9 protein-coding genes and 2 pseudogenes are annotated in these 11,102 nt (G+C 70.6%); 9 read left to right on the top strand and 2 right to left on the bottom strand.

The features are described from left to right. The first annotated feature begins 136 nt into the window (after positions 1 to 136). The 9 genes and pseudogenes from ACFWV8_RS30815 to ACFWV8_RS30775 all read left to right on the top strand — a co-directional run bounded on the left by ACFWV8_RS30815 (position 137) and on the right by ACFWV8_RS30775 (position 8,941). The gene (locus tag ACFWV8_RS30815; RefSeq protein WP_384211370.1) at positions 137 to 1,105 is read left to right on the top strand and encodes an ABC transporter permease; all 969 of its coding nucleotides are present in this window, start codon (positions 137 to 139) and stop codon (positions 1,103 to 1,105) included. Further along, complete coding sequence (locus ACFWV8_RS30810) at positions 1,102 to 2,016, top strand: ABC transporter permease (RefSeq protein ID WP_384211367.1); 915 nt, start codon at positions 1,102 to 1,104, stop codon at positions 2,014 to 2,016. The genes ACFWV8_RS30815 and ACFWV8_RS30810 overlap by 4 nt, the downstream gene beginning before the upstream one ends. Beyond that, positions 2,016 to 3,047, top strand: a complete 1,032-nt coding sequence (locus tag ACFWV8_RS30805) for an ABC transporter ATP-binding protein (protein WP_384211365.1) — start codon at positions 2,016 to 2,018, stop codon at positions 3,045 to 3,047. Before ACFWV8_RS30810 ends, ACFWV8_RS30805 begins: the two co-directional genes overlap by 1 nt. Continuing rightward, complete coding sequence (locus ACFWV8_RS30800) at positions 3,044 to 4,132, top strand: ABC transporter ATP-binding protein (protein ID WP_384211362.1); 1,089 nt, start codon at positions 3,044 to 3,046, stop codon at positions 4,130 to 4,132. The genes ACFWV8_RS30805 and ACFWV8_RS30800 overlap by 4 nt, the downstream gene beginning before the upstream one ends. A 27-nt stretch (positions 4,133 to 4,159) precedes the next feature. After that, positions 4,160 to 6,055, top strand: a complete 1,896-nt coding sequence (locus ACFWV8_RS30795) for a S9 family peptidase (RefSeq protein ID WP_384211359.1) — start codon at positions 4,160 to 4,162, stop codon at positions 6,053 to 6,055. A 71-nt stretch (positions 6,056 to 6,126) separates the two neighbouring features. Further along, positions 6,127 to 6,525: a TraR/DksA family transcriptional regulator gene (locus ACFWV8_RS30790; RefSeq protein WP_384211356.1), complete on the top strand. Its 399-nt coding sequence runs from the start codon at positions 6,127 to 6,129 to the stop codon at positions 6,523 to 6,525. Positions 6,526 to 7,311: 786 nt separating this feature from the next. After that, positions 7,312 to 7,563 (top strand): annotated as a pseudogene (locus ACFWV8_RS30785) (hypothetical protein); the annotation flags it as partial. Positions 7,564 to 7,701: 138 nt separating this feature from the next. After that, a complete protein-coding gene (locus ACFWV8_RS30780; protein ID WP_384211353.1) occupies positions 7,702 to 8,184 on the top strand; it encodes a hypothetical protein in 483 nt (160 codons plus the stop codon). A gap of 19 nt (positions 8,185 to 8,203) precedes the next feature. Next, positions 8,204 to 8,941 (top strand): hypothetical protein, encoded by a 738-nt coding sequence (locus ACFWV8_RS30775; RefSeq protein ID WP_384211406.1) that lies wholly within the window; start codon positions 8,204 to 8,206, stop codon positions 8,939 to 8,941. A 170-nt stretch (positions 8,942 to 9,111) separates the two neighbouring features. On the opposite strand, the gene ACFWV8_RS30770 is transcribed toward ACFWV8_RS30775, so the two are convergent. Together ACFWV8_RS30770 and ACFWV8_RS30765 are read right to left on the bottom strand one after the other, a co-directional pair. Further along, positions 9,112 to 9,687 carry a hypothetical protein gene (locus ACFWV8_RS30770; RefSeq protein WP_329379482.1) on the bottom strand — a complete coding sequence of 192 codons (576 nt, stop codon included), beginning with the start codon at positions 9,685 to 9,687 and terminating at the stop codon, positions 9,112 to 9,114. A 212-nt stretch (positions 9,688 to 9,899) separates the two neighbouring features. Continuing rightward, positions 9,900 to 11,033, bottom strand: a pseudogene (locus ACFWV8_RS30765) (ROK family glucokinase); the annotation flags it as partial. Positions 11,034 to 11,102 lie beyond the last annotated feature (69 nt).

The raw sequence follows: 11,102 nt of genomic DNA, 5'->3' as shown, positions 1-11,102 counted from the left end.
CCCCATACACCAACCCCCCGAGCTTCGGCCGGGGTGGAACGGTGGGGGGGGGGGCCCGTCAAAAGACCCCCCGCCCCGGGGGCGGGCGGGGGCCGCCCCCCCCCCCCCACGGGTCCGGGCCGGCCGGTCCCGGCAGATGCTCCGCTACGCGGCGCGCCGGCTCACGTACTCGGTCCCGGTCGTGCTGGTCGCCTCGTTCGTCTTCTTCTGGGCCGTCCGGTCCACGTTCGATCCCCTGGCCAAGCTCCGCCAAGGGCGCGACCCCGGGGTCATCACGCGGGAAACGGCCCGGCTGGGCCTGGACCGTCCGGTCGTCGAGCAGTACGTCCTGTGGATGAAGGCCTTCGCCACCGGGGACTGGGGCGTCAGCACCCGGACCGGCGACCGGGCGCAGGCGATGATCGGATCGGCGCTCGGGACCACCCTCCAGCTCATGGTGTGGGCCGTGCTGTTCGCCGTGGTCATCGCCCTGGCGATCGGTACATACTCGGCCTCGCGCCAGTACTCCCTCGGGGACCATCTGCTCACCGGCCTGTCCTATCTCGGTGTGGCCATGCCCGCGTTCTGGCTGGGCCTGATGCTCATCCAGGTGCTCGCGATCTGGCCGCGTGAACAGTTCGGCCTCGACCAGCCCCCGCTGTATTTCGTCGGGCTCCACTCGCCGGGGCAGAGCGGCGTCAACGCCGACTACTTCCGGCATCTGGCGCTGCCCGTGCTGACCCTGACCGTCGGTCTGATCGCGAGCTGGTCCCGTTTCAGCAGGGCCTCGATGCTCGAAGCCCTCACGAGTGACTATGTGAGGACGGCCCGTGCCAAGGGCGTGCCACCGCGCCGGATCTTCTTCCGGCACGCGCTGCGCAACTCCCTGGCGCCATTCGTCACCGTCGTCGCCGCGGACACGGCCCTCCTGATCGGGGGCCTGGTGGTCACCGAGCAGATCTACGCGATCTCCGGGATGGGCCGTCTGTTCCTCGACTCACTCCTGGCCGGTGACGTGTTCGTCCTGCTGCCGTGGATGCTGATCGTGGCGCTGGCGATGGTCCTGTTCAATCTGGCGGCCGACCTCGGGTACGCGCTGCTCGACCCAAGGGTGACCCTGCGATGACCGTACCCAGCCTGTATCCCGGACAGCCGGCGGAATCCCCCGGCCCGCCGGCCCCCGTGACCGCGGACAAGAGCGGACGCCGCCTCGTCATGGAGCGGTTCCTGCGTCACCGCATGGCCGTGGCCGGCCTGTTCATCCTGTCGGCGCTCATGATCTGCTGCTACGGGGCGGCATGGATCGCCCCGTACCCGCGCAACGCCCAGAATCTCCTGACCGGGGCGCTCGCCCCGTCCGGGCAGCACTGGCTGGGCACAGACGACCTCGGACGGGACTATCTGACCGAGTTGCTGTACGCGGGACAGGTGTCCCTGACCGTGGGGCTGGGCGTCGCCGTACTCTCGACGGCGGTCGGCACCCTCGTGGGCGCGGCCTCCGGACTCATCGGCGGCTGGATCGACGAGCTGATCATGCGGGTCACCGATCTGTTCCTGATCATTCCGGCGATCGCCCTCCTGGCCCTGGCCATGCAGACGCTGAGCCCGTCGCCCGTGACCATCGTCCTCGTCCTCGCCGGGCTCGGCTGGACCGTGATCGCCCGTGTGGTGCGCTCACAGGTGATCAGCCTCCGGGAGAAGGAGTTCGTCGAGGCCGCGCTGGTGCTGGGGGCGTCACGTACGCAGATCATCGGCCGCCATCTGCTGCCCAACCTGCTCGGGGTGATCATCGTCAACGCGTCCCTCTCGGTCGCCGCCGCGATCATCCTGGAGTCCACGCTCAGCTTCCTGGGCTTCGGCATCCAGCCGCCGCAGTCGAGCTGGGGCAACATGCTCAACCAGGCCGCCGGGCTCGTCGGCACGCCGAAGGACTATCTGCTGTACGCGCCCGGCGTGGCCATCCTCCTCACCGTTCTCGCAGTCAACTTCCTGGGCGACGGACTGCGGGACGCCTTCGACCACCAGAGCAGGCAGTGATGACCTCCCTCTCCTCCCGCGCCGGCGACGCCCCGGCCGACCCGGCCGCGGCCCTGCTGTCAGTCCGTGATCTCACCGTCGAGTACAAGACCGACGCCGGCCTGGTCGCCGCCGTGGAGCGGCTCTCCTTCGACGTGGGCGAACGGCAGACGCTCGCCATCGTCGGCGAATCGGGCTCGGGCAAGAGCGCGGCGGCGATGGCCCTCATGGGACTGCTTCCCGCCTCCGCCCGGGTGACCGGCTCCATCCGCTTCCGGGGGCGGGAGCTGCTCGGCCTGCCCGAGCGGGAGCTGCGCGCCGTGCGGGGACGCCATATCGGCATCATCTTCCAGGACGCCCTGGCCGCGCTGAATCCCATGATGACGGTCGGGGACCAGATCGCCGAGGCCGTGACCGTCCACGATCCGACGCTCGGGCGCAAGGAGCTGGCGGCCCGCGCCGCCGACCTCCTCGGGCTCGTCGGCATCCCCTCGCCGGAGAAGCGGCTGCACGAGTATCCGCACGAGTTCTCCGGCGGTATGCGCCAGCGCGTCATGATCGCCATGGGCATGGCGAACGAACCCGACATCCTCATCGCCGACGAACCGACCACGGCGCTGGACGTGACCGTTCAGGCCCAGATCCTGGAAGTGCTGCGGCGGGTGCAGGAGCGCACCGGCACGTCGGTGCTGCTCATCACGCACGACCTGGGCGTCGTCGCGGGTGTCGCCGACCGGGTGATGGTGATGTACAGCGGCCGCAACCTGGAGCTGGGCGGCGCGGAGTCGGTCTTCTACGAGCCGTCGCACCCCTACACCCGGGCGCTGCTGGACGCACTCCCCCGCATCGACCGGCGTGTTCCCCGGCTCACCCAGATCCCGGGCCAGCTCCCGCCTCCCGGGCAGCGACCGCGCGGATGTCCGTTCCAGCCCCGCTGTCCCCACGCGCGGCCCGCGCTCTGCGGCACCGAGTCCGCGTCCCCGCTCCGGGTGTCCACCCTGCACACGACGTCGTGTGTGCGGGCGCACGAGATCGAAGGCGAACTGCGATGAACACGTCAGTGGAGACCTCGTCAGCGGACACCCCGTCAGCGGTGGACGTCCAGGGACTGGTCGCCGAGTACCGCACCGGCCGCAGGGCGGGAGGGGGCGGCACCACCGTGCAGGCCGTGTCCGGCGTGGATCTCACCATCGGCCGGGGCAGGACCCTCGGTCTGGTCGGCGAGACCGGCTGCGGCAAGAGCACCCTCGGCCGGTGTCTCGTCCGCCTGGTACGCCCGGCCGGCGGCCGGGCCCTGGTGAACGGACTGGACGTCGCCGGCGCGAAGGGCGAGGCCGTCGCCCGGCTGCGCAAGCAGATCCAGCTCGTCTTCCAGGATCCGTACTCCTCCCTCGACCCCCGGATGACCGTCGAGCAGATCCTCTTCGAGCCGCTGCGCATCCACCGCCTCCACCGCTCCCGGCGGGCCGAGCGGGCACGGGAACTGCTGGAGCAGGTCGGCCTCGACCCGGACCACGCCCGTCGCTACCCCAGCCAGTTCTCCGGGGGGCAGCGGCAGCGCATCGGGATCGCCAGGGCCCTGGCGGTCGAGCCGGACATCCTCGTCCTCGACGAGCCGGTGAGCGCCCTGGACGTCAGTGTGCAGGCGGGGGTGATCAATCTGTTGCAGGACCTCCAGCAGGAGCTGGGGCTCACGTATCTCTTCATCGCCCACGATCTGTCGGTGGTCCGTCAGATCAGTGACGAGGTCGCCGTGATGTATCTCGGCCGGATCGCCGAGAGCGCCCCGGCCGCCGAACTGTACGAGGCACCGCAGCACCCCTACACGCAGGCGCTCCTGTCGGCGGTCCCCATCCCGGACCCGCGCGCCGAGCGGGCCCGCCGGCGCATCGTGCTCCAAGGGGACGCCCCCAGCCCGCACAGCCCGCCCTCCGGGTGCCGCTTCCGTACCCGCTGCTGGAAGGCGCGGGACATCTGCGCGCAGGAAGCCCCGCCGACGCTGGACCTGACGTCCGGTCACCGGGTCGCCTGTCACTTCCCCGAGCGGGCCGCCCCGCTGGATCCGGGAGCCTCGCAGCCCGCCGCCGACCACGACGTCCACAACTCCCGCGACGCCCGCGACGTCCACGACCTCTGACACACACGAGCTGTAAGGAGTCGGGCAATGGCCCACGACTGGCACCGGTTCTTCGAAGCGCGGCAGTGTGTCTCCTCCCGCCGGGGACGCGGCACCGGGCACGACCTCGAACTCATGACGCACGACGCGCCCGAGGGGCCCGTCCTGACCGTGTGGGACGCCGGCGACGGCGTCAGCCGTCCCGTCGAGGCCGCGTACGGCGATCCGCGCAACGCGGTGCTGTCGGCCGACGGCACCCGCGTCCTCAGTCTGCTGGACGACAACGGGTCGGAGATGGGCCATGTGTGGTCCCTGCCGGTCGACGGGGGCCCGGCGGTCGACCTGACGCCCGGGACACCCCCGTACACCCTGCGCGGGATCGATGTCGCGCGCACCGGGGACCACGCCGTCCTGTCCGCGGTCGCCGCGGACGGATTCTCGCTGTGGCTCGTCCACACCGGCGGGGACCGGCCGCCCCGGCGGCTCTTCACCTCACCGGCGGAGGCGTGGAACGCACTCGTATCGGCCGACGGCCGGTGGGCGAGCGTGGACACCACGGACCACAATCCCGGCCTCCGGCGCTTCGCCGTGACGGTCGTCAGCACCTCGGCCGACGCAGCGGGAGAACCGCTCAGGACACTGTCGGACGGGCCGGCGGAACCCGTACGCGGCATCCGGTTCTCGCCCGTGGCCGGGGACGGCCGGCTCCTTGTCGCCACCGAGCGGACCGGGTTCATCCGGCCCTGCGTGTGGAATCACGCCGACGGGTCACGCGCCGACCTGGACGCGCCCCACCTGCGGGGCGATGTCGTCCCGCTCGACTGGTCGGACGACGCCGCGTACGTCCTGCTGGTCCATGTCGACCAGGGCGTGCACCAGGTGCTGGAGTGGCACCCGGACAGTGGCGCGCTTGAGGCCGTCGCGCACCCGCCGGGCGCGTTCTTCGAGGCCGACGTCGCCGACGCCCATGCCAACTACTGGGCCTCCCACTACGGCGCGGACGGACAGATCCGGCTCCTCCATCAGCGTTTCGACAGCCCGCTCGCCCTCCTGAGTGCGGACCGGGCGTCGGGCGCCCTCACCCCTCGGTGGACACCACCTCTGCGCCCGGCGGGTGTCGCGCTGACCTCCCACACCGTGCGTTCCCTGGACGGGACACCCGTACAGCTATGGGCGGGACGTCCCCCGGGGGCCGACGGCCCGAGGCCGACCCTGCTCAGCGTGCACGGCGGACCGCAACTGGTCACGGTCGACCGGTACACACCCGAGGCCCAAGCCTGGCTGGCCAACGGCTTCGCGTTCGCCGCGGTGAACTACCGGGGCTCGCAGACCTTCGGCCGCGACTTCCGCGAAGGGTTCTGGCACGCGGTCGGCGAACGGGAACTGGAGGATGTCGCCGCGTCCGCCGAGTGGCTGGTGAACGAAGGCATCGCGGACCCGGACGCCCTCTTCATCTCGGGGGCCTCCTACGGCGGCTACCTGTCACTCCTCGCCCTCGGCCGCCTGCCGCACCTCTTCGCCGGAGCGCTGGCCTTCGTCCCGATGGCGGACTGGGTGGACGCCTACGCGGACATGAACCCCGCGCTGCGAAGCGCCATGCGCTCCTTCTTCCACACCGACCCGGACGACGAGCCCGACACCTTCCGGCGGGCATCCCCCATCAGTTACGTCGACCAGGTGCGCGCCCCGGTATGGATCAAGACGGGCACCCACGACACCCGGACACCGCCCCGCCAGGTCCACGGATACGCGCAGGCGCTGGAGAAGGCGGGCGGCGACGTCACCGTGGAGTGGTTCAGCGGCGGCCACGAAACGAGCAGCAGAAGCGCCGAACTGGCCGACCAGCAGCGGATGATGGATCTCGCGGGCAAGGCGCTGAGGGGCGAACGCTGGGCCGAGGGGCGGGTGACGGCTCCACCCGAGGGCTCGGTCGGATATCCCTGAGACCAAGACGCCGGTTCAGGTTCCGGCCGGACGGTCGGAATGTGTCGGCGCGGATCGGGGTTCTCGCCTTCGTGAGTCGACAGGTCCCCGCCGATCACGAGTCGGTACGCGCACGGCTGTCCGCCCGGCGAGCCGACACACAGGCACGGATCGCCGCGCTGGAGCGCGATTTCGAGGCGATCGTCGAGGCGAACGCCCTCGTGGCGGTGGACGACGAGCACGATCCCGACGGTTCGAGCACCGCCTTCGAGCGCGCCCATGTCGCCTCCCTGCTCGCGCAGGCGCGCGATCAGTTGGTCGCGCTGGACCAGGCGCTGGAACGCCTGGAGCAGGATGAGTACGGGCGCTGCGAGGGGTGCGGCGAGGCGATCCCGGCCGAGCGGCTGGAGGTGCGGCCGGCGGCGCGTACCTGTGTGCGCTGCGCGCAGGCCGCACCAGGCCGACAGAACCGGCCACCACGTCGACTGTGATCAAGGACACACGCGTATTCCCGTGATGACTCTGCGCTCAAGTGAGCCCGCGAACAGGTAGTCGCATGGCCGCTGACCAGCACGGTTGAAAAGCTCCGACAGCAGGACGCTTCGGCGATGATCTTCGATGGCCCGGTTGCCTTGGTGGGTGCGGGCACGGCGGAGTTGAACGAGACACGCCACAGGTACAGATCATTCCTTGAACCGGCGGCCGAAATTCCGCGCGCCGCCGTCGCCATAGGTGAAGAAGCCGTGAGGAAGCGCAGGTGAGGTGAAATTCCTCCACATAGGCTGAGCATTCCGACGCCACTCGTCACTTTCGGTCACTCCTGCTAACCGTCGGGTGTGGCCGCACCGTCGAAAACGGCTCCTCGCCAACGCCCAGGCTGCCTTAGGTTGTGGTCGTCGCGACGGGCCCTGGGGAGCGCCCCTCGCACCTGAAGAGCAACAGCCAGGATCCAGGGGGACTTCTCGTGACGCAGGTCAGCGACTCCGAACAATCCGCACACGCCGCGCACTTGCCGTAAACCACCGTGCATCGCACGGCCGTCGGCCTGCCACCGTTGTTCGCCCCGACCTGAACCCGGGCCAGCCGGCCCGAACGGGCCGGGCGCCGCTGATCCACGCACCTTCTCCCGCACGCTGTCCGACCGGCGACTCCTCGCCGGATCTCCGCCCGGGTCCGTACCCGGTCGTGCGCGACCCCCTGCCCGAAACAGGCCACCGGCCACCGACCGCTCACCCATGAGCTGATCCGGCCCCGCCCTCTCACGAATCAGGAACTCGATGGCTGACGAAATGGTCCGTCTCGCCCAGAGATTCATCAACACCACCTACGCGAACGGCGCCACCCTCGGCATATCCAAGCTGAACGAGAACGGCCAGACCGGCTGGACCGTCATGTACGCCCTCACGCGTGCCTTGCAGTACGAGATGGGCATCACCTCGCTGTCCGACAGCTTCGGCCCGGCCACGCTGGCCGCCCTCGGGGAGAAGTACGGCAAGCTCGAACCGATCCGGCTCCCGGCCCTCGACTACACCGACACGGAGACCTTCGAAATCCTCCGCCGCTACCAGGGCTTCGGTGACCAGGCGGTTTCCGACGCACAGCTCCGGATGCCGCTCTACGCGATCTTCGAGAAGTACAACCGGATCATCCGGGGGTCCTGAGCAGTCATGGTCACGGCTTCCAACCCCTGGCAAGGGCACGACTTCGCTGTGCTGTTCGCCGTCCTGATCTCGGGCGCGGCGACCGTGCTGGGGCTCACCACGTATCTGCTCTCACGATTCTCCCGGCGGGCCCGGCTGCGGCGCACCACGTCCGCCGTGTGGCGGGACATGTCCCTGACGGCGGTCGTCATGACGCTCGTCCTCTACCTATGGGGGTGTCTCCACGTCCTGGTCCTGGAGGACCAGGAGCAGGCTGAGGAGTGCGAGCGACAGCGCCCCGAGGGAACACCGGCCCTGGTCGGCCGCAGAGGCGACTTCATCCCGCTGCGCCTCGTGTGCGAGGCCTCGAACGGCCGCGACTACACCGTCGTCATCCCCGACTTCATCAACCCGTCCCTCGCTGTCCTGCTGCTGCTCGCGCTCGGCTGCGCCCTTGTCTCCGGCGTACTCCACCGCAAGCGGCGCTCGGCAGAAGAGAAGAAAGGCTGACCTGTTGAGCTCCATCGACATGACCCGCAGACACGCTCTCACCACGGCGGCCGGCGTCACCACCGCCGCGAGCCTCGCCTCCACCGGCCTCCTAGCGACCCCGGCCGCCGCCGCGGCGAACCCGCCCGTCAGCAACGACGAACTCAAGGAGGCGCTGCGCCGCGTCAAGGCCCGGCAGCGCCGTCTGCTCACCGGCCGGCCCTCCGCCAACGGGTGGGAGATGCAGAAGGCCGTCGACGACGACGGCGACATCGTGACCCGGGTCGTGCCGGGCACCGGCCTGAAAGTCGCCGTGCGCATGGGCGACACCGAAACGGTGCTGGTCCATGTGATCCGCCGCTTCCACTACGAGGTCGACACCCTCGGCCTGCCCGGCGAACCGAACCCGGTCAAGGGCTGGGTGGTGCCTTCGGCGGTCCGCGACAGCCGGCTCCCCGAGTCGAACCAGGCGTCCGGCACCGCCGTCGTCATCCGGCCGGACTTCTACCCGCCAGGCGTGGGGGGCGGGTTCACGGAGAGCCAGGAGCTGGCCATCCGCGACATCGTCGCCGACACCGAGGGCATCGTGCGATGGGGCGGCGAGGACCGGCGCCCCTACGAGGGCCTGTTCCACCTCACGGTACGTCCGGGCGACGCACGCCTGCGGCAGGTCGCGGCCAGGATCCGGGCCTGGGACCAGACTCCGGGCGCGGGTGCCGGGACCGTACCCGACGTGACAGACCCCTCACGACGCCGCCGCGCCGCCCGCTTCCGCTGAGGAAAGCGCCGGGGCGCACGCGAGAGCGCGACCACATCAGCGTCCAGTTCCTCTGTGAGTCATCGGTGCTGGGGACCCTGGGCGGGCTCGTCGGCTCGGCGCTCGGGGTGCTGCGTCGTTGACCGAGGGCCCGGCACGAGGACCGGTGGGTGGTGGTCACCAAGTGGTCGTCACGGAGTGGTCGTGGAGACGACGTACACGCGGGGCATGGCCGGGTCGCTCAGGTCCACCGTGATGTCCTGGGTGGGGCGTGGGTCCTTCTGTTTGTGGGTGGTGCCCGACCAGACGCGGGTGGGGATGAAGTTCCAGCCGACGGTGCGCGAGTCGCGGGGCGCGATGCTGACGTGGCCCTCCTTGAGCGCGGAGCGGTGCGTGCCCAGTTCGGTGAGGAAGGTGTCGAGCCGGCCGGAGGTCACGTTGAACTGCACATACAGCCGGCTGGACTTCCAGTTGCTCGTCTCGTAGTAGCGCACGTTCGTGGCGCGCGCGGGGATCGGCACCTCGAAGACCCGCTGCTTCATCCGGGACGGCACGGCGTCCGTGAGACCGGTGGCCGAGGACTCCAGCTCCTTGTCGAGACCGCTGCGCCGGCTCTGGCCCGCCGAGACCACGAGATAGCCGGCGGGGACGCCGATGAGCAGCACGATCACTATCGCCGTCAGCCACCGGCGGCGGACCATATGGCGGTGGTTCTCCGGCGGCTTCTGGGCCTCGTCCGGAGACTTCGACTGGTGGGGCACGGTCATGAGGGAGGTTCCTGGCTCGTGCGCGGGGCGCGGCTGGGGCTGGTACGGGGTTCCCTCGGGTCTCCCGGTGCGTGCGGCGTCTCGGAGGTGTGCTCGTCCGACGCCGGCTTGGGCTCCGTCTCCGCTTCTGCCTCCGCTCGCGCCGCCGCTGCGGATTCCTCCGCTTCGCGCGCCTCGCGCAGCTCGTGTTCCTCGCGCAGTTCCTGCGGCATCCGGCCGGTGCGGATGGCCTCCGCGTACAGCTCGTACTTCTCGTACCGTTCCAGTCTCCGCCGGTTCGCCCGGCGGAAGCGGCGCGCCACGAGCCGGGAGAGGTCGGCCGCGCCGACCATGCCGGCCTCGGGGCCCAGCTGCGCCTTGGCGATACGAGCCTCCGGCCGGTAGCCGCGCCCGGTGAGCTGACGGCGGAAGGCCTCCCTCGCGGGGCCGATCAGCAGATCGTCCGCCGCGCTGACGCCGCCGCCGATGACGAAGCAGGACGGGTCGAGGGCCGCCGCCAGATTGGCGATGCCGACGCCGAGCCACTGGCCGATCTCCTGGAGCAGTTCGACGCACATGGCGTCGCCCTCGCGGGCCAGCTCGGTGATCAGGGGTCCGGTGATGTCGGGGATGTGGCCCTTGACGCGTTCGATGAGGTTGTACGCCACCGGGGAGTCGGCGGCGGCCAGTTCCCTGGCCTCCCTGACGAGCGCGTTGCCCGAGCTGTACTGCTCCCAGCAGCCCCGGTTGCCGCACGGGCAGCGGTGCCCCGCGGGCACGACCTGCATATGGCCGAACTCGCCGGCCACCCCGTACTTGCCGCGCTTGACCCGGCCGTCCTCCAGTATGGCGCCGCCGATACCGGTCCCGAGCGTGATCATCACGAGGTGGTCCTCGCCGCGTCCGGCGCCGAAGCGCCACTCCGCCCAGGCGGCCGTGTTCGCGTCGTTGTCGACCATCACGGGGACGGCGAGCCGGGAGGAGATCGAGTCCCTGAGGGGTTCGTCGCGCCAGGCGAGGTGTGGGGCGAAGAGCACCTTCGCCCGGTCGGCGTCCACCCAGCCGGCGGCGCCGATGCCGACGGCGTGCACGTCGTGGCGGTCGGAGAGGTCCAGCACCAGCTCGACGATGGTGTCCTCGACGACCTTCGGGCTCTTGGACTTGTCCGGCGTCTCGGTGCGGATCTTCTCCAGGATGTTGCCGTCCGGGTCGACGACGCCGGCCATCACCTTCGTACCGCCGATGTCGATGCCGACGGTCGGCACGCGCGGCGCGGACGCGTGCGAGCGGCGTTCTCGGGTGCCGACGGTCCGCAGGACGGTGGCGCGCGCGGTGCCGCGGTGCGTGAAGTCGCGGTAGGTACTCATCGCGGCCGCCCCCTCATGTGCCGTGGGGCGAGCGCGGGCCGGGCGGCCGGAGCAGGGCGGGGACTTCCC

The sequence above is a fragment of the Streptomyces sp. NPDC058665 genome, assembly GCF_042714995.1.
Lineage (GTDB): Bacteria > Actinomycetota > Actinomycetes > Streptomycetales > Streptomycetaceae > Streptomyces.
This window is presented reverse-complemented; position numbering and strand designations above follow the sequence as displayed.